The organism is Paenibacillus konkukensis (assembly GCF_023523925.1).
In the GTDB taxonomy this organism is placed as follows: Bacteria; Bacillota; Bacilli; order Paenibacillales; family NBRC-103111; genus Paenibacillus_S; species Paenibacillus_S doosanensis.
In genome coordinates this window covers 3,974,066-3,997,094 of the sequence record NZ_CP027059.1, presented here as the reverse complement: position 1 = coordinate 3,997,094, position 23,029 = coordinate 3,974,066, and the positions used below count along the sequence as shown (strand labels likewise).

Sequence of the window (23,029 nt, the reverse complement as noted above, 5' to 3'; positions counted from 1 at the left end):
ATACATAATGGTATATATTCCCTGATTGATTCATGGTGGGCGTCTCTTTTCTTATCAGACCTTTTAGACTACAATGAAACCGGATATCTATGAGAACGATTCTCAATTTCCGGACAGCAGCAAGGAGGAGTCGCAATCGCCATGAGTGCCTTTTCTTATCATATAGATCGCATGAAGCACGTGCTGTTTCTATTGGATTTTATGCTGAAAAAACAATGTCCGCCGCGCTGGGGCTTAAGAAGAAGGGCGATCAACCGGCATTATTTGCTTTTTGTCGCGGGCGGGTCCTTGGAGCTGAATTGGAACGGGGCATGGCTGACAATGGAAGCGGGGAAATATGCGCTGCTCGTTCCGGGAGATGTCGTGGAAGCAAGGGCCGTATCGGCGGAGACGCCGGAAATCGTATTGCTGGCGTTCGCCTATTATGAGGCGCCGGCCCGCGCCAATGCCGGGAATACGAAGCGTGGCGCAGCCGAAGAGCCGGCGGCCGACGCGGAGAGTGCTTCTTTATTCGGTAGCCGTTCCCGCGGGCTGCAGGCCTACGGCGCGCCAGTCATGAAGCTGCTCCGGCAGTTGGAGGCGGCCGCAGAAGAGCGGGACGATATGGGGCAATGGAGGAGGAATATGCTACTACAGCAGCTTTTCTTTGCCATGGCCGGCGAAGCGCGAAGCGGGGCTCGGGCTCACGGCGGGATGCGCGAGGCGATTCGCCGGCTTGTCGCCTATCTGGATGAGCATTATATGCAGGAGGACTTGTCTCTGCAAGCGCTGGCCGAGTCTTATGGTATCAGCTGGAGCAACTTCTCCGGCATCTTCAAAAAGTATGTCGGCGTAAGGCCGATCGATTATTTGACGCGGCTGCGGATGAACCATGCGAAAGCGCGGCTGCTTCAGCCTCTGCGAATGGAAGAGGTCGCCCGGCAGGTCGGGTACCGCGATCCCCTGTATTTCAGCCGCATTTTCAAAAAAACGATAGGCGTTTCTCCGTCCGTCTACCGCAAAAACCTCGACAGAGAACATATCGTAACGCTTTCTCCCCATGTGAACGATTATTTGTTGGCGCTGGAGCTTCAACCGTTCGCGACGCTGCCTTATGCCGGTAATGACCAGTTGGACGGGCTGCTGCCTTATATTGCAGACAAGCTGAAGGACATCCGGATTATTGGAGAGAGGCCGCAGGATTGGGAAGCGCTTATTCGAGCCAATCCGAGAATGATCCTCGGTTCGGACGGAGGCGGCAGAGCGCGCCTCTCCCCGCTGAGTAACATAGCTCCGACCGTTAACGTGCCGCTGAAGGACGACTGGCGGAGCTTATTGTTCGAGCTGTCCGCGCTGCTGGACCGAAAAGCCCAGTATACCCGTTGGATACGGCATTTTGAACAAAAGGCGGCCGGGGCGCGAAGAAGGTTGTCCAAGGAGTTAAGGCGAGAGGAGACCGTTATGGTATTGATCGCTTCCGCAAACGAGCTTAGAGTGTACGGAGGCCGAAGGCAGCTGGGAGAAATTTTGTACCGGGAGCTCGGATTGCTTCCCCCCAGAGGGATTACGCTGCAGGATCATTACACTTGCGTAACCCCGGAACAGCTTATCCGGTTCGATCCCGATCATATTTTTTTGGCGACGACCAATTCCAACTTGAATCGGGCGCAGGTGCGCGAGCTGTTGGAGAGCGATGCTTGGCACCGGCTCTCGGCGGTTCGCAAAGGCAATGTCTACGAGGTGCAGAGCTGGCTCAACGGGCACGCGCCGATTCAGCACAGCTTGTCCATCGATATCGCGCTGAGCCATTTGTTGAAAGGGGCCTCGCGCTAATCGGCGGTCACGCGAGCTGCCTGCCATCCTTCGGGGATGGCAGGCAAGCTCGGGCGGCCAAGATTTTATCCATACAATTGCAAGATTATGTGCATTGAATGTTTCCTGGCCCTCTCCTATAATCTATTGATGATAATGAGAATTACTATCAATTAGACATAGTGGGGGAATAGCGAATGTATCGACAACACCGAATGAAATGGATCGTTCCTTTATTGCTGATGACGTTTATGATAGGGATTGCGGCTGGCTGCGCGGGCAAGCCAAACGCATCCGGCGACACGGGCGCGGCGCCCAAGCAGGAGCCGACCGCGCAAGAGCGGACGGTCAAGCATTTGCTGGGCGAAACCGTAATTAAGGGCGAGCCGTCCAAAATCGTATCGCTGCATCCTTGGCTGACGGATTTTATGCTGTCAATGGGCTTGACGCCTGTGGCTGCTCCGAGCTCGGGGCCGAACAGCAACAAATTTTCCTGGTATCTTGAGGATAAGCTGACGGCAACTAAAAACATCGGCTGGCAAATACCGCAGGTGAATCTCGAATCGGTACTGGCCGCCGAGCCGGACCTGATTGTAGCGAATCAAAATCACGAGAAGGTGTACGGCCAGCTGTCGCAAATTGCGCCTACGATCGCCATCGAGCCGCTTAAGGACGACAAAGGAAATCGGAAGATGAGGGAAACGTTCCTCGCTTTCGCTCAAATGCTGAACAAGGAAGCGCAAGCCAAACAGGCGATCGCTGGGTATGATGAGCATGCCAAGCAGGCGAAGGAGCAGGTGAAGCAAAAGATCGGCAACCAGACCGTCATGTTTTTACGGGTAACGGATAAGGATCTTCGCTATTACAGCCCGGCGCTGTTCGAGGTGTTATACAGCGATTTGGCGCTGACGCCGCCGCCGTCCATACCGGATTCGTCCAAATCGTATGAAGCGCTGTCGATTGAAAAGCTGCCGGAAATTAATCCGGATCATATTTTCTTATTGGTGGAAAATCAGGATAAGGTGACGGAGATTGAGCAGCTGAGCTTGTGGAAGCAGCTGAACGCGGTCAAGAACGGACATGTCTATAAAGTCGATTACGATCTGTGGTTCCAGGGCTTCGGTCCGATCGCCAACGAGAAGATGCTGGACGATGCCGTGAAGAAGCTTGTTCAATAACGGCATGAAGGAGGATCGCCGCATGTTCGAGACCGTTGAGGTAGGCTGCGCGGCCGGGTCGTTGTCCAAGCGGTACTGCGCCCAAGTATCGGCGATGCATCATGAGGACCCGATCGGTTCGGCGCCTGGCCATCTTGTTTATTTATTGGCGGAAGTGCCGCTTCCTTGGCAGCATGAGGTGGAGCGATCGGTTCATTTCCCGGCCGGCTTGAATGAGGTTTTGCAGCAAGCGGCCGGGCGGGGGCGCAAGTTCAGGTTCCTGGCATTCGCCTCCGACCGGATTGCCTCTCCCGCAGGCTGCAGAAGGATAATCCGATTCAGCAGGGAGGGGCCGTCGTTAGCGCTGTTCGGGAGAAAGGAATATGTGGCTCCCGAGCGGCAGGTGGCCGCTGTGGCGGAGGCGCTTCTCGCAGGCGGAGAACTATCCGCTTTCGAAGACTGCGCAGCGGAACCGGCGGAAGGGACCCGCGATTTGTTCGTTTGTACGCACGGCAGCCATGACGTGTGCTGCGGCAAGTTCGGATATCCGTTGTACAAGGAGATCGAAGAGCGGTACGCCGGTCGCGAGGATCTGCCGCTCAGAGTATGGCGCACCAGTCACTTCGGCGGGCATCGCCACGCGCCGACGTTAATCGATTTCCCGGAAGGGCGCTACTGGGCGCAGCTGCGTCCGGAGCTTCTGGATACGCTGATCCGCCGCAACGGAGATGTCGAGCGGCTCGCCCGTCATTACCGGGGGGCGGGCGGCATCGGCGCCTTCGAGCAGGTTGCCGAGCGCGCCGCGTTCGTGCGCGAAGGCTGGAGCTGGATCGGCTACGAGAAGCGCGTAGCCGTGGACAAAACGGATGACCGTTCCGCCAGGGTCATGATCGAGTACCGATCTTCGGACGGCGCGGAGCAGGGAATGTACGAAGCGCAGGTGCGAATCTCGCAAACGACCGTTATTACCGGGGGCTGCGGGCATGAAGCCGGCGAAGCGAAGCAGTACGAGCTTGCGGAGCTGTGCGGGCGGAAGGCGCAGTAGCCGCGCTGCGGGCGCCTCGCCCGGGTTGAAAACGAGATTAGGCATTCGGCGAGGGAAAAAAACGAGCCCGGCGGACTTGTACATCAGTCCGCCGGGCTCGGGCTCGCTTTCCGGCAATATTCAGCTTCAATAGGTGAGCTTCACGGTACGCGTGGCGTCGTCATAATCGACTTTGGCGCCGAGCACCTCGGCCAGCAGCCGAACGGGTACCATCGTGTTTTCTCCGATCAGCCGCGCAGGGGTGTCAGTCTCTTTCCGCACGCCGTTGACTTCATAGGCGCTTTGGTCGGTAAATAAGGTGACCTTCTGGCTGCCCTTCGTGTAGATAGCGGCTCTGCGGGTATTATCCCAATCGACGCTGGCGCCTAGCGCCGATGCAAGGTCGCGGATGTACAAATACGAGAAGCCTTCGTCGATGGCAGGCTGTCTTTTCATCGGGAAGCCGATGCCGTCGACTTGATAGCTTGTATCGTCGAGGCCGAAGGTGGCTACCCGCTGGAACGGAGCTACCGTAACGGAAGAACGCTTATATTTGGCCGCGTCCTGGTGCAGCTTCGTCTTGCCGATGCCGGGCGTCGGCTCGGTCGTGAAATCCCATTCCTTGGTTTCGTTAGACGAGGTTCCGTCGCTCTTCGTGATTTGAAGGTTCAGCTTCACGCGATAGGTCGTGTTGGCTTCCAGCGGCTTGCGCGGCATAATGATGAACGCATTGTCCAGCTTGTCGTCGTTATCCGGCGTGTTCACCAGCACATCGACCTTCTGCTTGCTGCCGTCGGTCAGCTCGGCGCTGACGAGCTTGGCTTGATCTTCTCCGGCGCCGTAATATTGCGCCATAATCGGGTTGCCTACCGGATAGGCCGCATCGGTATGAATCCGCAGCGGATCGGGATCTTCGTTGCCCTCGAACGTCGTCGGCACATAGCGGTCTCCGGGGGCCGGCGATACGACCAGCTGCGTTGTCGTCGTCGAGGCGTAGCCGAACTCGATAATCGTATAATCGCCGACTTTACCGATGCCGATCTCGCTTACGTTCGGGTCCAGGAACGGATTGCGGTGATAAGGGGCGTCGAACAGCAGATCGATCGCTTCCTTCGTCGTGCCGCTGGAGTAGGCGGCGTCTTCGCCGACCTTTGACGTATAGCCGAAGTAGGCGGCCCTGTCGAGCGGAAGCGCTCCGATAAACTTCGGTTTGCCCTTCTCTTCCGTGTGCAGGCTCTCCTTGCTGTCGCTCGTCTGCTTCACTTCGTTAGCGTTCAGGTAAGTGGCGTGCGCCGTAGCGCTCGCGTTCAGACGCGTGTTCAGCTTGACCTGGGGCAAGCCGTACAGCACCCGGTAATCGTTCAGCGCGGCGAAAGCGTCGAGCTGATCCGGACCGGCCGCGGGAAGCTCCTTGAGCGCATCCTGCGCGACGGTGAACGTCCACGATTCCTCGATCGGCTGATACCCTTTGAACGTGATGGACATGCGAGCCGTATAATCGCCGGGCGTCAAATCCTGTTCGGGCGTATAGTGGAAGGCGCCCTGCTCTTTATCGTACGTAACGGGCACGCTCTGGCCGTTCAAAAACATCGCGTACGCAACGGGAAGGTCGTTCGAATCGGTTTTGAAATAAAAGGTCAGCGTCGGACGCGTGACCCCGATCGTATCGCTCGGCGTTCCCTGATAGCCGTATTTGAACGCAAGCGCGTGCTGCGCGGGCAGCGCCAGGCCGGCGCACCATATGAGAAGCGCCATGGCAAGCAGCGCCGCATATTTGGAGACGGGTTTGGTTATAACATGCATAAAATTTCCTCCTTCTGCAAGTTTGGATGAGTACAAACAGATGCTTACATGGATTTCGGCGGTCCCGGCGGAAATCCTTTGATAAAATGTTTCCAGAAAGCTTGTCCCTGCGAAGATCCGATAGACGAAAGCCGTGCGGAAGCGGCGGTTTGCCTGGCGGCATAGCGAAATCACAGTTCAATTGTATAACGTAAAAATGGCCAAGAAGTTACAATATTCAGCAAAAATTAAGCTGCGCGCGCTTGCGCAGTCCGCATTTTGAACTGATCGGGAAACGGTGAAAATAACTGCCCGGTAATGGTACAATGATGGGGTATAAACAGAAAGGCGGAGAAGCTCATGGCATATGCGTTCATCATTGAGCCCGGTATCTATACCACCTTCGAGGACGAGGCGGCCCAGGTGGATAAGTGCAAGGAGTGGGGCTTGTTATCGGGGAAAGCATCCAAGGCGAAGACGTTTTATTACAAAGGAAACGGAATGAATCTGCCTTGCAGCATCGTCGGCTTTGTCGATCATCTGACGGCGGTCATCGAGTTTGACAGCGGGGAGAAGCATTGCATTCATCCCTCCTACCTGAAGGAAATGCAAGCATCCAGCTATGCCCAGAAGATTCCGGCTTCTTCGGAGGAAGCGGCGGAACAGGGCGGAGCGGCGGCTGAAGCTGAAACTGAGGCTGCTCAAGCGGACAAAGAAGCGGCCGAGACCACGCTCGCACAGGAGGCCGATTCTGTTGCGGAAGAGGAGCGGGCTTCGGAGGCGGCATCCAAGGCGGATGCGGAGCCTTCCGCAGATTCGGCGGCCGAACAGCCGATAACTCTGGCGGAGGAGCATGCCGCGACGGAACCGGCGCAGGCTCCGGCTCCGAAGGAGCCTGCGAAGGGCAAGGCCAAGAAATTGCCCAAGCCGGAGCTGCCCGAAGACAAGGTGAAGATGATCGCGACCGTGAAAGAATTTGCGACGGTGCCGAATCATTTCTCCGACAATGACGATGAAGTCGTCATCTATGAAGAGGTGTCTATCGTGGAGCCCGAGACCGTTATCGGGGACGCCTGGTCGAGCTACAGCGCCACGCTGAAGAAGCTGGAGCTGGAGGTAGGGGACAAGCTCACCTTCGAAGCGAAGGTGATAGCCAAGAAGCTGACCAAACACCCGGTACCGTACAAGATCAACAACCCGTCCAAATTGCAAAAGGAGCAGCCGGACACTTAAGGCGGCCCGAGCCGGTTGCAGGTCCGGGAGCGCGCTGAACCCAGAAGACGCCGCCGGGCGGAAACGCCCGCAGAAGCGGCGAACGTCCCGGAAGTTATCAGGATGTAAGTCAACGCTAACCCGGTGCATCTTTTGCGGCAGCCGGATTAAAGAAGCAGACGCCATGGCGGCTTCTGCTTCTTTGAGCTGCATACGGATAGTTCATTTGTGAATGAGTGCGGAGGCCGACTAAGGCAATCAGCCTCGGAACATGACCGCGGGCTCGGCCCGAGCCGGCATGTCCGCTTTAAGGCAAGCTGCGGTTGACCGCGGCCTGCAAGTAGCGGTGCAGCAAAGAGAAATCAAGCTCGCTGCCGCGCACGGCCCTGCGGAATTTGGCAGGCGTGATGTTCATCAGATCGGAGAACACTTTGCTGAAATAATGCACCGTTTCGAAGCCGACTTCAGCGGAAATCTCTTCAATGTTAATGTCGGTATAAGCGAGAAGATAGGCTGCCCGCTTAATGCGTTCATTGCGGACCCAGGACGGAAACGTCAGCCCGAGCTGCTCCGACAGAAGGCGGGAGAGCTGGCGTTCCGACAAGTGGATTGCCTGGGCCAGCTCCTTGAGCGTCAATTTATGGGACAAATTGTTCATAATATAATCTTTGGCATCTTTCAAAGCTTCCGAATACACGGGCTCGGACGCGTGTTCCGCCGTAACGGAGCCGCCGTGCCGGGCAAACGTCGATATACAAGTCAGCAGCAGCGAATGAGCCAGCTTCTCCGCGGCCAGCGGATAGTCGACCGTCTCTTCCGAGCAATAGGCGATAAGAGCCTTCCAAGTCAGTACCGCGGCGCTTTGCTCCGCATCGGCGATGAACAGATGATGAAACCGGTTCAATCGTTCGAATGTCTGCACGACCTCCGGGTCGGAAGTTTCCTGGATTACGTCGAAGGCGACGAACAGCAGCAGCATGCCGGTCTCGCTCTCGATATGGTGGGAGCTGTTAGGCTTGGAGCAGTACAGCGTTCCTTGGCGGAGAGGGTACGTAATGCCGTTATGAATATAAGTTCCGGCTCCATCGGCTACGTAGCAAATCTCGAAGAACGAATGCGCATGGGGTGTATTGCCGCGATGTCTCGGCTTGCCTCCCCAATAATGAATGAAGAAGGAAGCGGGAGGCCCATGCAGTCGGGTGACATGCTCGTTTAAGTACAGGCTGCTTTTTTGACATGCCGCTATGGTGGGGACCATGTGCTGCCCTCCTTTTAATCCGCTGAACGAAAATGATGGCTAACTCGGACAGGCGCCGCTTGTCCGGGCTGCCGGTGTTTTTTTCAAAGTCGTCTTCACCCGGTCATCTTGACTGGGCCCTTCCGCGCAGGAAAAGCGGATTTGCGTCAGACTTGACTCAACGGCCCCATTATAGCATGAAAAAGTGCAAAAATAAGGCGTGATTTTGAAAAGACAGCTCAGGTCCGCAGCTTCTATACTGAAGAAGAAGCAGGAGTTACACCTAAAACGCGGCGGCGGATTACTCTCGCTGCCTGCCCGCGCCTGCGGCGAAGGGCTATTATCGATACGAAGGGCGGAATAACGAATGACGGCTAACATCGGTTCAAGAACGGCGCCGGGAGGCATACTGGGATTCCCTGTAGCTCCTATGGATCGCGACGGACGGTTGGATGTGAATGCTTTTGAACATAATGTGCGGTTTCTCGTTACGGAAGGACTGGAGGCTATATTCGTCGCTTGCGGTTCCGGCGAATTTCATGCGCTGTCTCCTCAGGATTACAGGAGCATGGTCGAAACGGCTTTATCGGTCGCCGGAGGGAAGGTGCCCGTATATACCGGCGTCGGCGGCAATATTTCTCAGGCGCTGGAGCTGGCCCGGATTTCTGCGGAGCTGGGGGCGGAGGGCTATTTGATCCTTCCGCCGTACCTGATCGATGCCGAGCAGGAAGGGTTGTACCGTTATTTGAGCGCAATTATCGGGAGCACCGATTTGAATGCGGTCGTCTATCAGCGGGATAACTGCGTGCTGACGCTGCATACGCTGGAGCGGCTGCTTGCGCTTCCTCAGCTTGTCGGCTTGAAGGACGGGCTCGGCAATATGGATTTGAATATCGAGCTGACGCAGACGATCGGCGGCAGACTTTCCTGGCTGAACGGGATGCCGATGGCCGAAGTAACGATGCCCGCTTATGTCAATTTGGGCTTCAAGGCATATTCGTCGGCGATATCGAATTATATTCCGCATATTTCCCGCTTGTTTTACAATGCGCTGCTAAGCGGCGACGAAGCGCTGCTCGGCGAGCTGTACCGGCATGTCATACTGCCGATCAATGCAATCCGCCGCCAAAGAAAAGGCTACGCCGTGGCGCTGATCAAGGCGGGCATGCAAATTGTCGGCCATCCGGTAGGAACCGAGGTGCGGCCGCCGCTCATCCCCGTTGAGGAAGAGCATTACCGCAAGCTTGAGCTCATTATCAAGGAAGCGTTCGAACGGTTCCCCAAACCGGCCGCAGCGCCGAAGGAAGGGAGCGCCCGAATATGACGGTCAAGAGCGAGAGTCGGACTTATCTCAATTATATCGGCGGAACATGGGTGCCTTCGCATACGGGGGAAATCGAAGCCAGCATCAATCCGGCGAACCGGAACGATGTCGTAGGATATATCCAAAATTCGGCGCTGCCGGATTTGGATGGAGCGGTGCAGGCGGCCAGCGCTGCGCATAAGGCGTGGAAACGGCTCGCCGGCAGCGTCAGAGGCGATTATTTGTACAAAGCGGCGGCTATTTTGGAGAAAAGGCTGGATGAAGTAGCAACTGCCATGACCCGGGAGATGGGTAAGACGCTCCCCGAAGCCAAGGGCGAGACCGCCCGCGGCGTCGCCATCCTGCGCTATTACGCGGGCGAAGGGATGCGCTCCGTAGGCGATGTGATTCCTTCAACGGACAGCGAGGCGCTGATGTTCACCACCCGCGTGCCGCTCGGCGTCGTAGGCGTTATTACGCCGTGGAATTTCCCGGTGGCCATTCCGCTGTGGAAGATGGCTCCGGCACTTATCTACGGCAATACGGTGGTCATCAAGCCCGCGTCGGAGACCGGCGTAACCTGCGCTTTGCTGATGGAATGCTTCGAGGAGGCTGGGCTGCCTGCCGGCGTGGTCAACATGGTTACCGGGGATGGCAGCGTCATAGGCCGGGGCATTGCGGAGCATCCGGGCATTCAGGCAATCACCTTCACAGGCTCGAACGCTGTCGGCAAAACGATCGGTCAGGCGGCGCTTGCGCGGGGAGCCAAGTACCAGCTGGAGATGGGCGGTAAAAATCCCGTCGTCGTCGCCGCGGACGCCGATCTGAGCCTTGCCGTGGAAGCGACGATCAGCGGAGGACTGCGCTCGACGGGGCAAAAATGCACGGCGACGAGCCGGGTCATCGTGCATCAGGATGTGTACGAGCCGTTCAAGCGGCTGCTGCTTGAGCGGATCGGCGAACTTAAGATCGGCGACGGTATGGAGCGAAATGTATGGATGGGGCCGTGCGCCAACGAAAAGCAGCATCGGACGGTGCTGGCCTATATCCGTAAGGGCAAGGAGGAAGGGGCCCGTCTGTTGTGCGGAGGCGAGCAGCCTCAAGGAAGCGGCTATGCCGACGGTTACTACGTGGAACCGACCGTGTTCGAGGAGGTGACTCCCGAGATGACGATAGCGCGGGAAGAAATCTTCGGTCCGGTGCTGGCCCTGATGAAGGCGGAGTCCATGGAGCAGGCGCTTGCGCTGGCTAACGATGCCGAATTCGGCCTGAGCGCTTCCATCTTTACAACGAATATCGGGGCTATGCTCGGCTTCATTCAAGAGATGGACGCGGGTCTCGTGCGAATTAACGCGGAGAGCGCCGGGGTGGAGCTTCAGGCTCCGTTCGGAGGCATGAAGCAGTCGAGCTCCCATTCGCGCGAGCAGGGGCGCGCGGCCATTGAGTTTTTTACCGCCGTCAAAACCGTATTCGTCAAATCGTAGCGAGGAGGCGTCAATATGAAGCTCGAACCATCAAGCCCGGCATCTTCGCCGGTCGTTACCGACATGCGGGTCATTCCGGTAGCGGGACGTGACAGTATGCTGCTGAATTTGAGCGGGGCTCACGCCCCGTTCTTCACCCGCAATATCGTGATTCTCAAGGATAGCGCCGGTCACACGGGCGTAGGGGAAGTGCCGGGAGGCGATCGTATCCGTCAAACGCTGGAGGAGGCGAAGGAGCTGGTCGTCGGCAGTTCCGTCGGCCGCTTCCGCAATGTGCTGAAGGAAGTGAAAGAGCGGTTCGCAGACCGGGATGCCGGAGGAAGAGGCAAGCAAACCTTCGATTTGCGCACTGCCATCCATGCCGTCACGGCTTTGGAAGCGGGGCTGCTCGATCTGCTCGGACAATTCCTCGGCATGCCCGTTGCGGCCTTGCTCGGAGACGGGCAGCAGCGGGAATCCGTAGAAATGCTGGGCTATTTGTTCTACGTCGGGGATCGCCGGAAGACCGATCTGCCTTATGCGAGCGAGCCTGACGCCAAGGACGACTGGCTTCGTCTGCGTCATGAGGAAGCGCTTTCGGGAGAAGCGATTGTACGGCTCGCTGAGGCGGCCCATGCCCGTTACGGCTTCAACGACTTCAAGCTGAAGGGCGGCGTGCTGCCCGGCGAGGAGGAGATGGAAGCCGTGGAGATGCTGGCCCGCCGGTTTCCGGAGGCGCGGATTACGCTGGACCCGAACGGAGCGTGGTCGCTGGACGAGGCGATCCGCCTGTGCCGCGGCAAGCGGGACGTTCTCGCCTATGCGGAGGACCCTTGCGGGGCGGAGCACGGGTACAGCGGACGCGAGGTGATGGCGGAGTTCCGGCGCGCGACCGGGCTGCCGACGGCGACGAATATGATCGCCTGCGACTGGCGGGAGATGGGGCATGCCGTGCAGCTGCGCTCCGTCGATATTCCGCTCGCGGACCCGCATTTCTGGACGATGCAGGGCTCGGTCCGCGTCGCTCAAATGTGCAGCGAATGGGGGCTTACGTGGGGCTCGCATTCCAACAATCATTTCGATATTTCGCTGGCGATGTTTACGCATGTGGCCGCGGCGGCGCCGGGCAAGATTACGGCTATCGACACGCACTGGATTTGGCAGGACGGCCAGCGCCTGACCAAGGAGCCGCTGCGGATCGCCGGCGGGCTGGTGCAGGTGCCGGATAAGCCGGGGCTCGGCATAGAGCCCGATATGGAGCAGATCGAGCAGGCGCATAAGCTGTACGGGCAGATGAGCCTTGGAGCGCGGGACGATGCCCGGGCGATGCAGTATTTGATCCCCGGCTGGTCGTTCGATCCGAAACGGCCGTGCCTCGTTCGCTGAGGCCGCCGGTCACGCCGGGCGCTTTAGAGGGGATGTCCCCGCATCCGACCAGGTACGCATCCGAATTGCCTTAGCGGATCGGCCCGGCCGATCCGCAGGGCCGTATAAATATAGCCGCATATTACGAATGCGCGTCGCAAGCCGTCGGCCTTTCCCGCCCTATACGGAAAATCTTGCGGTCGGCCGACTTTACGAGAAAGAAGCTTTCAGCCGCCCTTCCGCTTGCTGCGGAGGGGCGGCTTTGTCGTTGTTTAGGAAATGATGCGCAGCAATTTCCTGTGGATATCCGGGGGGCTCTCCCGAAAGTAATGTCTAACCATAGAACGATCCCAGAGGAATGGTTAGACGCCGATCCAGCTTAGGCTGGATGCGGACGGAATAAGCTTCAGAGCATCACGTCACTTTTGGGGGATTTGTTCCTCGGAGGCCTTGATTTTACAGGGTTTGTGCAAATCTCGCATATTCGGTATCGAAACGGCTTATGTACAAAGGGCGGGTCGGTTCTTTAAACTAAACCATTATTTAAAGAATAAATGAATGGCGAAATACAAGGAGGAGCTGCGATGTTGTTGGAGGAGCTGCCGCAGCGGCTTATTTATGATAACCCGCTCGCTTGCGGGCAGGATATCGCCGGGTTTCGGATGGAAGGAGAAGCGAAGATTTCGTTTCCAAACGGCAGAATGCGCATGGAGAACGCGTTGGACCCGTCGATCGGGCAGGCTTCCAACTTCGTCTTCTGGTGTCCCGAGACGTTTCCGGCGGACATTGCCGTGACGTGGGATTTTTGGCCGGTGAAGGAGCCTGGGCTCTGCATGCTGTTTTTCTCGGCGGCGGGCCGCGGCGGAGAGGATTTATTCTCGGAGCGGCTGAAGCCGCGCACGGGTCAATACGATCATTATCATAGCGGCGATATCGACGCGCTGCACGTCTCTTATTTCCGCCGGCGCTATCCGGAAGAGAGGGCGTTCCATACGTGCAATCTGCGCAAAAGCTTCGGCGGGCATCTGGTCTGCCAAGGAGCCGATCCGATTCCGGATGCGGACGATGCCGATTGCCCTTACCGGATGCAGCTGATAAAGAACGGTCCCGTCGTAACGTTCTCGATTAACGGACTGACGGTGTTCCGCTGGGAGGACGACGGCGAGACCTACGGCCCGCTGCTGGGCGGCGGCAAGATCGGGCTGCGCCAGATGGCTCCGCTGGTCGGCGAGTACGCCAACCTGCGCGTGTTCGCGCTGGAGGAGGAACGGCGGTGAGGTCGCAGCGGCCGGTCGGCGGACTGCGGGGACGGATGCCGCTTCGCACGTTCGCGGCCGGTTTAAGCCTTGTATTGTACTAAGGCGACAAGAAGGATTACAAGGGGGATATGCAGCATGTACATATACAGCTTTGAACAGGAAGTGCCGGCGGGCTGGTCGAGCGACGGCCAATCCCGATTATCGATCAGCGGCGACCGTTATAAAGACGGCGCGCATAGCTTGCGCTGGGATTACAAGGAACGGCCGCGTCTTACCGTAAGCGGTCCCATTGGCTTCCGCCCGTTTCAGGAAGGCTCCGTCAGCCAGGCAAGAGATTCTTTCGCCGTGTGGATATACAATCCGCGCCCGCTGCAGGATAAGCTGACTTTTGAATTCGGCCGCAGCGGCCGCGGGCAAGCCGATTGCCGGTTCGACTTCCATCTGGACTTCCGGGGATGGAGAACGGTATGGGCCGCCTACGAAAGAGATATGGACGGAACCCCGCATCCCGATATGGATACTTTGACGATTCACGGGCCGCAAAGCGCCGGAGAAGGCACGCTGTATATCGATCAGCTGCTGCTGTGCACGCCGATCGATCCCCGGTTTCATACGCGCGACTTTCAAGCTCCCGCGGTTAACTTGCGAGCGGACAACGCCGCTAACGCACACTGGCTCAGCTTGTACGCCTTCGAGCGGCTGGAGCGCTGCCTCCCGCTGCCGGATGAAGTTACGCCGGAGCAATCCGCCGCTCACTTGAAGATGAACGAGAGGTACGAAGTGTTCTTCTTCCGCAAGCGGAATGTTGCGCCGGACGATATCGAGCGGCTGGAGCACGATTTTGCGGCTTACGGCATATCGCGCCGGGGGGATGCGATCACGGGACGGCCGGTCGAGCTCCCGTTCTTCGACCATTTTCCGGCTGCCGATAAGGAGCGGTTGAAGGCGCTTGCAAACAGCGTGCAGCTGATCGAGTATACGAAGCTGATGAGGCGAATCGCCGACGTCTACCGCTCCGCCGACCGGGAAGATTGGAAGCGCAAGCTGGCCGGCATGTTCATCGATCTGGTCGATCATTTGGAGGACCAAGGCTGGGCTTACGGCAGCTCGCAGGGCACCGTGCATCATTTCGGCTATAGCTTCCGCGAGTATTACCCGGCCGTTTTCCTGATGCGGGAGGTGCTGAAGGAGCACGGGCGGCTGGAGCTAAGCCGGCGGACGATGTACTGGTACAGCGGGACCGGGCGCATCCATACGCCGCTTGCGGAAGTGGAAGGCAACATCGACATCTTCAACACGACGCTGCACGGGATGCTGGCCAGCCTGCTTATGCTGGACGAAACGCCTTATAAAGTGCGCGAGCTGTCCGCCTTCCGCCTCTGGCTGAGCCAGTCGCTGCTGCCGGCCCGCGGGCTTCGCGCTGCGTACAAGATCGACGGTTCGGCCTACCATCATGTGAATCATTATCCGGCCTATGCCGTCGGCGGGTTTCAAGGCGTTACTCCGGTCATGTACTTCCTGGGCGGAACGCCGTACCGCGTAACCGAGGAGGCGCATAAGACGGCGCGCCGGGCGCTGCTGGCCATGCGGCTGTATTCGAACAAATACGAGTGGCTGGTCAGCCTGTCGGCGCGCCATCCGACGGGCAAGTGGGCGCTTGATCCGGAGCCGTTCGCGTATATGGCGCTTGCCGGAACGCCGGACGGAACCCGGGACATCGACGAGGAAGTCGCCGCCGCCTATCTCCGGCTCGCCGCGCCCGCTTCAGGAGAGAGCAGCGATACGGTCCGCCGGCTTATGGCCGCGGGCATCCGGCCGGAAGCGGACCCGAGCGGCCATTGGGCGATGAACTATGCGGCGCTGGCGCTGCACCGCAGAGACTCCTGGCTGGCGGGCGTGCGCGGCCACAGCCGGTATTTATGGGCGAACGAGACGTATGTGAGCGCAAACTTGTACGGCCGCTACATATCGCACGGCCATCTGCAAATTATGAGCCAAGGCGATCCGGTGACCAACGAAGCAAGCGGCTATTCCCACGACGGCTGGGATTGGAACCGGTGGCCGGGTACGACGACGGTGCATAAGCCGATCGCCGAGCTGCGTTCCGACGTGCGCAACGTCGATACGTTCAGCGGCTTCGAAGAAATGCTGATCTCCGACGAGAGCTACGCGGGCGGACTGCATCTGGAAGGACGCAACGGCATGTTCGCGATGAAGCTGCACGAGCATCCGAAATATGAGGGAACGCACCGGGCGCGCAAATCGTACTTTTTCTTCGATAACCGGATCGTTTGTTTGGGCAGCGATATCGAGAATGCCGAGAGCCGGTATGCGACGGAGACGACGTTGTTCCAGAACCATCTTGCCGGAGGAAACGAAGCGATTCGCCTGAACGGAGAACCGCCGGTTGACGAATTCCCGTATTCTCGAAAAATGGAATTAGACAACCCGGCGTCGATATTGGATAATAAGGGGAACGGATACTATATTCCAAGGGGACAACGCTTGTCGGTGTCCAAAGCGACGCAGCATTCCAAGCATCAATCGACGGATGCCGACACGGAAGGCAATTTTGCCGCGGCCTGGCTCGATCACGGGACCGCTCCTGACGGCGAGGGCTACGAGTATGCGATCCTCGTGGGCGTGGGTGCCGAGCAGCTCGTCCGCTTCTGCGAAGCGATGCGCTCGCCGGACGAGGCCGCATATCGGGTGCTGAACAAGGACCGCCTTGCCCATATCGTCGAGGACCGGGCCAGCCGGACGACGGCCTATGCGTTCTTTGAAGCAAATGAAAGCGTCGACATTGGGCATGTGGCTGCAGTGGATACGCCTTCAATGGTCATGATTCGCGAGGAGCCGGAGAGCGGCGGCCTGATCGTCAGCGCCGTCGATCCCGATCTGCGGCTGTACGAGGGCGTCGAAGAGGATCAGTACGACGAGCATGGCAATCGGATCGAAGTCAGCCTCTACTCGCGTAGGTGGGTGCATGCCGAGAGCAAGGAGCATACGCTTCGGCTGACGCTGAAAGGACGCTGGAGCCGGAAAGCTTCGGATGCGGGAGACGCCGTAAGGATCGTCAGCCATGCGGATGACCGCACCGTCGTCGAGTGGACCTGCAAGGACGCCATGCCTATGGAATGCAGGCTTGAGAAGAGCCTGTGAACTTGGGCTTCACTGACATAGATCACATCACAAACAAGCAAGGGGGGGGCGATCGGATGAAAACAGCGATTAACCGGCTTCCGGTGTTTTACCGGTACCTTTTGTCCTATATCTTATTGCTCTTGCTGCCGCTGCTTTTTTTGGGGACGACGGGGTATTTGCGTTTGGCCGATATTGTCGGCAACGAAGTGGAGAGAAACAATCAGGCGCTGCTCGACAAGCTTCAGGACGAGGTCGATCAGAAGCTGATTCAGATGAATAAAATCGCCGGGCAAATTACGCAGACGCCGGAGCTGTCTCCGTATGTGCTGACCCATGATTCGGTCAGCATGTACGAGGCCAAGAAGGTGCTGGAGAGCAAGGTCGTCGACGACAGCATCCGGGAGGTTCTGGTTCATATCCGGGGCTCGGACTATTTGTACTCTTCGCTCAGCGTTTATAAAGTACATGATTTCGTAGCGGACATCTATCATTATGCCGATTGGACGCCGGAGCAGTTCCCAGAGGATCTGAACCGGCTCACCAGCCCGCTGCTGCGGCCCGCCGAGGACGTGAAGATCGACGGGCTGCCGTCCCAGCGGCTGGTTACGTATATGGTGCCGATCCCGATCAACAGTCAGCGCCCTTACGGCACGGTGCTTTTTATTTTGAAAGAGGATATGATGCTGAAAGGAATGAACCCCGAGCTGACGCTGCCCAAGGGCAATGCGGTCGTCTTCGATCAGCAGGGGCGCGTTCTGTCCGCCTATAAGCAGGAAGACTACTTGAAGGATTCGGATTTCTACAAGCAGCTGACGAAGGAGAAGGGCCACGTTCAGCTCGACATTCAGCATAAGCCGTATGCCGTCTCATACCAGAAATCGCCGCGCAGCGGGCTCATCTATGCGACGCTGCAGCCGCAGGCGACGGTCGTTGCGCCGGTGAACCAGGTTATTTTCCAATGGATCAACAGCCTGCTCATTATTTTCTTCGTCGGCGGCCTGTTCGTTTATTTGGTCATGCTGTTCAACTACAAGCCCGTGAAGCGTCTGGCCTCTCTGGTCGAGGCGGTCCGCGGCCATTCGATACGCAAGGCCAACGAGTTCGAGGCTATCGGCAGCGTCATCCACGATATGGCCGACTCCAACCGGCAGCTCGGACGAAAGCTGGAAGAGAACCGTTCGGCCGTAAAGGACCATTTGCTCGGCTCCCTGCTTAAAGGAGAGATGAAAACGCTTCAAGAAGTGAACGAACGGGGCGGCGAAGTCGGGGTTGTATTTCCGCATCCGCAGACGGCGGTGCTCATTCTGGAGCATCCGGCGAGCCTGGTGCCGCAGAAGAAGCAGCTGATCGAGGAAGTGGAGCGGCGCTTCGGCGAAGCAGAGACCGGCTATTTCAAGGACAGTCTGGAGGATCGGCGGACGCTCTTCATCATGTCGGTGCAAAGCTCGGGAGACGAATGGAAGCGGTGGCTTGAATCGCTGCGAGAGCATCTGACCGCCGTGTTCGCGGCGCCGATCACGATGGGAGTCGGCAATCTGTACGAGGAAGTGACGCAGGTCGGGCGCTCGTATCTGGAAGCTTCTACGGCGATCGATTATAAGCTGATCAAAGGCAATCAGCGGGCGATCTTCTTCGATGAACTGCCGGCTCACGACCGGGAGGATGTATTCAATCCGCGACGTGTGCTCAATGAGCTCGATTTGGTGCTACAGCACGGAAGCGCGGAGCGAATTACCGAGGCGTGCAGCAGATCGCCGTCCGAATGAAACAAAGCGGGCTGACGCTGTTCATTGCCAGAGAGCTTTGCTACGACATGATCCACAAGTTCATCGCTTTCATCGAGAAGAAGCGGCCAGGCAGCTCCAGCGACAGCTTTCCCGATGTGATGGCGCTGACCGACGTCACGACCTTGGACGAAATCGCCGGCGTGTTCACGACTGCCTGCGCTACTTTATGCAATTCGCTGCAGGAACGCAAGCCCGCCTCATCGGCGGCATTGATCGAGCAAATCACCGAGTACATTTTGAACCATTATAATGAGTACGACTTCTCGGTGCAGAAGATCGCCGATCATTTTTCTTTGTCCTTATCGTACTTGAGCCGTTATTTCAAGGAACAGACCGGACGGACGGTTATGGATTACTTGAACGAAATCCGCATCGACCAGGCCAAGCTGCTCTTGCGCACGAACGACCGGTCCGTGAAGGATATCGTGCAGCAGGTAGGCTACTACGATGTGTCGAGCTTCATCCGCAAGTTCAAACAGTCGGTTGGGGTAACCCCCGGCGAATACCGCAAGCAGCAGCGCGTATAGCGATTCGCTAAAGCTGCATGTTCTGCCCCGCCTATAGTTCCGAGTCAGGCTGCCGATGCCTGTCCCGACTGTAGAGCGGGGTTTGCCGTTTCCGGCGACAAAAGCGACATATGCGAGGTCAATTATGGCCGATTCGCCTAAAAAGCGCGCCAAGGTCAATTTTCGCATAGCCGCCGGATGGATCTCGCTTATATACAGCCGCCGCGCCTCCGGTGTTAAATAAAATCATGCAAAGCAAGCGATTTCACAACGCATGCAACGACATCAAGTGGAGGTGAACGTTCAACGATGGCTCAACCAAACGATACGGCCGGCACAGGCGTTATGATCAAGCCGGGCAGAGGGCAGGCGTCCAAATCCGGACTGGTGAAAAAGCTTCAATTCATCATCCGCAATTACGATTTGTATTTGCTCCTGCTGCCGACGCTCGCTTATTTTATTATTTTTCATTATGTTCCGATGTACGGCCTGCAAATTGCGTTCCAAAACTTCAATCCGATCAAAGGATATAGCGGCAGCCCGTGGGTGGGCTTCGACAATTTCGACCGTTTTTTTCAATCGTATCAATTCGGCACGATCATTAAGAACACGATCGGGATCAGCTTGTACGAGCTGCTAGTTGCTTTCCCGGCGCCGATTATTTTGGCGCTGATGATTAATCAGCTGACGAGCGAACGTTTTAAGAAAGTCGTGCAAACGGTTACGTACGCGCCCCACTTTATTTCGACGGTCGTCGTCGTAGGGATCGTATATTTGCTTCTGTCGCCTAAGACAGGGGCGGTGAACACCTTTCTCGGACTGTTCGGAATCAACCCGATCTTTTTCATGGGGGAGGCCGTCTGGTTCAAAACCGTGTTCGTGTTCTCCGGCATTTGGCAGAGCGTAGGCTGGGGGACGATCATTTATTTGGCCGCGCTGACCGCGGTGAACCCGGATTTGCACGAAGCGGCCGTCGTTGACGGAGCGACGAAGCTCCAGCGCGTCCTGCATATCGACATTCCGTCGATTATGCCGACCGTCATTATCATGCTGATCATGAATGTGGGCAATATGATGGGCGTAGGCTTCGAAAAAGTGTATTTGATGCAGAACCAGCTGAACGTCGACGCCTCCGAGACGATCCAGACCTATGTGTACAAAGCGGGTCTTGTCCAGGCGCAGTACAGCTATGCCGCGGCTATCGGCTTGTTCAACAACGTGATCAATTTCATTCTGCTGATTTCGGTCAATAAAATCGCCAAGTCGCTTAAGCAGACGAGCCTATGGTAGAGGAGTGACAAGATAAGATGAAGCTGGCAAAAACCAAGGCCGACATCGCCTTCGACGTGTGCAATTATACATTGATCTCGATTTTGCTTCTTATGGTCATCTACCCGCTCTATTTCGTCATCATGGCGTCGGTGACCGACCCGGATTTGATCTATTCCGGCAAGCTGTTCTTTTTCCCGGACCAGCTGACCTTTGACGGGTATCAGCGGCTGCTGTCGGAGGCTTCCATCTGGGTAGGCTTCCGCAACTCGGTGGTGTATACCGTTCTCGGCACGGCCATTAACGTGGTGCTGACCGTGTCGGCAGGCTACGCCTTGTCGAGAACCGACCTGGTGGGCCGCAACGTATTTATGTTTATCATCGTATTCACCATGTTCTTCGGCGGGGGGCTAATTCCGACCTACCTGCTGGTCAAAGATTTGGGTCTGCTTAACACGGTTTGGGCGATGGTCATTCCGAACGCGGTTTCGGTCTTTAACGTAATCATTACCCGCACCTTCTTCCAGTCGAATATTCCCGGCGAAGTGCTGGAGTCGGCGATGCTCGACGGCTGCACGAATATGAAGTTTTTCTTCAAAATCGCGATTCCGCTGGCGCTGCCGATCGTGGCCGTCATGGTGCTGTTCTATGCGGTAGGGCATTGGAATTCCTACTTCCAGGCGCTCATTTATTTGAAAAACAACAGCATGCAGCCGCTTCAGGTTATTTTGCGCAACATACTGATTATGAACGAAGGCTCCGACCTGCAGGATATGATCGACGGCTCGCAGGAGCAGCAGAAGCGGATGGAACTGATGAAATACAGTATTATTATCGTATCCAGCTTGCCGGTGCTCGTGCTGTATCCGTTCTTGCAGCGTTATTTTGTCAAAGGGGCGCTGGTAGGCTCGCTGAAAGGGTAAACTGCGGGTATATGCGCATGGCAGACAGCTATTTATCGCCGATCGCGAACGGGTGAAGCCGCTTCCCCGTTGGCCCGGCTAACTTATATATTGTATACGATAAACAAGGGGGACATGTCGATGAGTAAAAAATGGCCAGTAGCTTTGACGGCATTAACGTTATCGGTTGCAGTCGGACTGACGGGCTGCGGAGGAGACAAAAGCGCCGCGGACAATGGGGACAAGAAAACCGGGGAATTGCCGAGCAATATCAATGCGGCGGATTTTCCGATTGCCAAGGAGAAGCTGACGCTGAATTTTGCGGGCTTCAAGCCGCCTTCAGGCAAGGATTTGAACGATTATAAGCTGTTCCAGGACATTGAGGCGAAGACGAATATCCATATCAACTGGAACCTGACACCGGGCAGCAGCTGGGCAGACAAGAAAAACCTGCTGTTCGCCGGGGGAGAGCTGCCGGACGCATTTTACGGACACGGCATTTTGAGCGAGGATACGGATATTGTCAAATACGGCTCGCAGGGCATTTTGATCCCGCTGGAAGGGCTGATCGACAAGTACGCGCCTAACATTAAGAAGCTGCTGGACGACAATCCGACGTACCGCAAGCAGCTGACGGCTCCCGACGGACATATTTATTCCTTGCCTACGATCAACGAGACGTACGCGAGAACCAAATCGACGATGTTTATTAATAAAAAATGGCTCGATCAGCTCAACCTGCCGATGCCGACCACGATCGACGAGCTGTATACGACGCTGAAGGCGTTCAAGGAAAACGACCTTGGCGGCAACAACAAGAAGGACCAAATTCCGCTTTCGTTCGTTCAAAATAACGGCAGCAACACCGACATCAACTCGTTCTTCGGAGCGTTCGGCATCCTCGACCGCGACATTCACAAAGTCGGGCACAACCACCTGTCCATCGACAACAATAAAGTCGTATACACGGCGGTGCAGCCGCAGTACAAGGAAGCGATCAAGTTCGTCAACAAGCTGTTCTCCGAAGGCTTGGCCGATCAGGAGAGCTTTACGCAGGATGCCAAGGTGTTCAATGCGAAGACGAGCAAAGGTATCGTCGGCGTTGCAATGGACTGGAATCCGAGCAATCAGGACTATGTGTCGATGCCGCCGCTGAAGGGACCTGGCGGGCAGCCGATCTGGGCCGACTATCCTGCGGGCATTCTGTTCAGAGGCTCCTTCGCCATTACGAACGTGAACAAAAATCCGGAGGCGACGATCCGCTGGATCGACTACTCGTTCGATCCGAAGATTTCGCTGCAATTTAACAGCGGCGTCATCGGCGGCGACAGTCTGAAGGAACGCACGGACGGCAAGTACGATGAAATTCCGCTTCCTGCCGGAGCCAACGAGGAAGAGTTCAAACAAGTGCCTCCGACCGCCTATTCGGTATGGGGCTTGACGAACCAAGTGTTCGATATGAAGGTCACTACGCCTACCGGCAAGCGCTCCAAAGTCGATGTGGATAACACTTACGCTCCGTTTCTCGTAAGCAACGGTTTCCCGAAAACGTACTTTACGGCCGAAGAAAATGATCAAATCGCCAGATATTTGACCGATATCGACGGTTATGTCGGCAAGATGGCAGCCAAATGGATGATGTCGGGCGGCATCGACCAGGAATGGGACGACTACGTGAAGAAGCTTAACGACATGGGATTGGATAAAATGATGAAGATTTATCAAACCGTGTACGATCGCTACAACTCTTCCAAATAATCGCATATGGGACGGTCCCGGCTATTCGAGCGGGGCCGTCTTTATGCTTGGCTGAACAAGCGAAAAAACC

The 23,029-nt window shown here is 56.8% G+C and carries 16 protein-coding genes; 14 read left to right on the top strand and 2 right to left on the bottom strand.

What is annotated here, in order from left to right:
• The first annotated feature begins 141 nt into the window (after positions 1-141).
• The 3 genes from SK3146_RS17145 to SK3146_RS17135 all read left to right on the top strand — a co-directional run bounded on the left by SK3146_RS17145 (position 142) and on the right by SK3146_RS17135 (position 3,993).
• On the top strand, positions 142-1,812 hold the full coding sequence (locus SK3146_RS17145; protein WP_249859992.1) for a helix-turn-helix domain-containing protein: 1,671 nt from the start codon (positions 142-144) through the stop codon (positions 1,810-1,812).
• Positions 1,813-1,988: 176 nt separating this feature from the next.
• Complete coding sequence (locus tag SK3146_RS17140) at positions 1,989-2,969, top strand: ABC transporter substrate-binding protein (RefSeq protein WP_249859991.1); 981 nt, start codon at positions 1,989-1,991, stop codon at positions 2,967-2,969.
• Positions 2,970-2,991: 22 nt separating this feature from the next.
• Positions 2,992-3,993, top strand: coding sequence for a ferredoxin family protein (locus tag SK3146_RS17135; RefSeq protein WP_249859990.1), 1,002 nt, complete (start codon positions 2,992-2,994; stop codon positions 3,991-3,993).
• Positions 3,994-4,119: 126 nt separating this feature from the next.
• Here SK3146_RS17135 and SK3146_RS17130 read toward each other — a convergent pair whose 3' ends face one another.
• Positions 4,120-5,775 carry a stalk domain-containing protein gene (locus tag SK3146_RS17130; protein ID WP_249859989.1) on the bottom strand — a complete coding sequence of 552 codons (1,656 nt, stop codon included), beginning with the start codon at positions 5,773-5,775 and terminating at the stop codon, positions 4,120-4,122.
• 339 nt (positions 5,776-6,114) lie between these two features.
• Between SK3146_RS17130 and SK3146_RS17125 the strand changes: the two genes are divergently transcribed.
• On the top strand, positions 6,115-6,987 hold the full coding sequence (locus tag SK3146_RS17125; RefSeq protein ID WP_249859988.1) for a hypothetical protein: 873 nt from the start codon (positions 6,115-6,117) through the stop codon (positions 6,985-6,987).
• A 286-nt stretch (positions 6,988-7,273) separates the two neighbouring features.
• On the opposite strand, the gene SK3146_RS17120 is transcribed toward SK3146_RS17125, so the two are convergent.
• Positions 7,274-8,224 carry an AraC family transcriptional regulator gene (locus SK3146_RS17120; protein ID WP_249859987.1) on the bottom strand — a complete coding sequence of 317 codons (951 nt, stop codon included), beginning with the start codon at positions 8,222-8,224 and terminating at the stop codon, positions 7,274-7,276.
• A gap of 346 nt (positions 8,225-8,570) precedes the next feature.
• Between SK3146_RS17120 and kdgD the strand changes: the two genes are divergently transcribed.
• The 10 genes from kdgD (at position 8,571) to SK3146_RS17070 (ending at position 22,959) form a co-directional block, all read left to right on the top strand.
• Positions 8,571-9,527, top strand: coding sequence for a 5-dehydro-4-deoxyglucarate dehydratase (gene kdgD, locus SK3146_RS17115; protein WP_249859986.1), 957 nt, complete (start codon positions 8,571-8,573; stop codon positions 9,525-9,527).
• Positions 9,524-10,990 (top strand): alpha-ketoglutaric semialdehyde dehydrogenase GucD, encoded by a 1,467-nt coding sequence (gene gucD, locus SK3146_RS17110; RefSeq protein WP_249859985.1) that lies wholly within the window; start codon positions 9,524-9,526, stop codon positions 10,988-10,990. The genes kdgD and gucD overlap by 4 nt, the downstream gene beginning before the upstream one ends.
• A gap of 15 nt (positions 10,991-11,005) precedes the next feature.
• A complete protein-coding gene (gene gudD, locus SK3146_RS17105; protein WP_249859984.1) occupies positions 11,006-12,355 on the top strand; it encodes a glucarate dehydratase in 1,350 nt (449 codons plus the stop codon).
• A gap of 563 nt (positions 12,356-12,918) precedes the next feature.
• Positions 12,919-13,611 carry a DUF1961 family protein gene (locus SK3146_RS17100; RefSeq protein ID WP_249866129.1) on the top strand — a complete coding sequence of 231 codons (693 nt, stop codon included), beginning with the start codon at positions 12,919-12,921 and terminating at the stop codon, positions 13,609-13,611.
• A gap of 117 nt (positions 13,612-13,728) precedes the next feature.
• On the top strand, positions 13,729-16,755 hold the full coding sequence (locus SK3146_RS17095; RefSeq protein ID WP_249866128.1) for a chondroitinase family polysaccharide lyase: 3,027 nt from the start codon (positions 13,729-13,731) through the stop codon (positions 16,753-16,755).
• 56 nt (positions 16,756-16,811) lie between these two features.
• Positions 16,812-18,503 (top strand): PDC sensor domain-containing protein, encoded by a 1,692-nt coding sequence (locus SK3146_RS17090; RefSeq protein ID WP_249866127.1) that lies wholly within the window; start codon positions 16,812-16,814, stop codon positions 18,501-18,503.
• Complete coding sequence (locus SK3146_RS17085) at positions 18,500-19,051, top strand: helix-turn-helix domain-containing protein (RefSeq protein ID WP_249866126.1); 552 nt, start codon at positions 18,500-18,502, stop codon at positions 19,049-19,051. Before SK3146_RS17090 ends, SK3146_RS17085 begins: the two co-directional genes overlap by 4 nt.
• A 288-nt stretch (positions 19,052-19,339) precedes the next feature.
• Positions 19,340-20,320 (top strand): ABC transporter permease, encoded by a 981-nt coding sequence (locus tag SK3146_RS17080; RefSeq protein WP_249866125.1) that lies wholly within the window; start codon positions 19,340-19,342, stop codon positions 20,318-20,320.
• 17 nt (positions 20,321-20,337) lie between these two features.
• Complete coding sequence (locus SK3146_RS17075; protein ID WP_249866124.1) at positions 20,338-21,222, top strand: carbohydrate ABC transporter permease; 885 nt, start codon at positions 20,338-20,340, stop codon at positions 21,220-21,222.
• Positions 21,223-21,342: 120 nt separating this feature from the next.
• Positions 21,343-22,959, top strand: coding sequence for a type 2 periplasmic-binding domain-containing protein (locus SK3146_RS17070; protein WP_249866123.1), 1,617 nt, complete (start codon positions 21,343-21,345; stop codon positions 22,957-22,959).
• The last annotated feature ends 70 nt before the right edge of the window (positions 22,960-23,029 follow it).

Excerpts from the sequence above, each read along its gene's own strand:
- SK3146_RS17145 (WP_249859992.1), top strand. The coding sequence starts at position 142 with ATGAGTGCCTTTTCTTATCATATAGATCGCATGAAGCACGTGCTGTTT.
- SK3146_RS17075 (WP_249866124.1), top strand. The coding sequence starts at position 20,338 with ATGAAGCTGGCAAAAACCAAGGCCGACATCGCCTTCGACGTGTGCAAT.
- SK3146_RS17135 (WP_249859990.1), top strand. The coding sequence starts at position 2,992 with ATGTTCGAGACCGTTGAGGTAGGCTGCGCGGCCGGGTCGTTGTCCAAG.
- SK3146_RS17070 (WP_249866123.1), top strand. The coding sequence starts at position 21,343 with ATGAGTAAAAAATGGCCAGTAGCTTTGACGGCATTAACGTTATCGGTT.
- gucD (WP_249859985.1), top strand. The coding sequence starts at position 9,524 with ATGACGGTCAAGAGCGAGAGTCGGACTTATCTCAATTATATCGGCGGA.
- SK3146_RS17125 (WP_249859988.1), top strand. The coding sequence starts at position 6,115 with ATGGCATATGCGTTCATCATTGAGCCCGGTATCTATACCACCTTCGAG.
- kdgD (WP_249859986.1), top strand. The coding sequence starts at position 8,571 with ATGACGGCTAACATCGGTTCAAGAACGGCGCCGGGAGGCATACTGGGA.
- SK3146_RS17130 (WP_249859989.1), bottom strand. The coding sequence starts at position 5,775 with ATGCATGTTATAACCAAACCCGTCTCCAAATATGCGGCGCTGCTTGCC.
- SK3146_RS17100 (WP_249866129.1), top strand. The coding sequence starts at position 12,919 with ATGTTGTTGGAGGAGCTGCCGCAGCGGCTTATTTATGATAACCCGCTC.
- SK3146_RS17095 (WP_249866128.1), top strand. The coding sequence starts at position 13,729 with ATGTACATATACAGCTTTGAACAGGAAGTGCCGGCGGGCTGGTCGAGC.
- SK3146_RS17080 (WP_249866125.1), top strand. The coding sequence starts at position 19,340 with ATGGCTCAACCAAACGATACGGCCGGCACAGGCGTTATGATCAAGCCG.
- gudD (WP_249859984.1), top strand. The coding sequence starts at position 11,006 with ATGAAGCTCGAACCATCAAGCCCGGCATCTTCGCCGGTCGTTACCGAC.
- SK3146_RS17085 (WP_249866126.1), top strand. The coding sequence starts at position 18,500 with ATGAAACAAAGCGGGCTGACGCTGTTCATTGCCAGAGAGCTTTGCTAC.
- SK3146_RS17120 (WP_249859987.1), bottom strand. The coding sequence starts at position 8,224 with ATGGTCCCCACCATAGCGGCATGTCAAAAAAGCAGCCTGTACTTAAAC.
- SK3146_RS17090 (WP_249866127.1), top strand. The coding sequence starts at position 16,812 with ATGAAAACAGCGATTAACCGGCTTCCGGTGTTTTACCGGTACCTTTTG.
- SK3146_RS17140 (WP_249859991.1), top strand. The coding sequence starts at position 1,989 with ATGTATCGACAACACCGAATGAAATGGATCGTTCCTTTATTGCTGATG.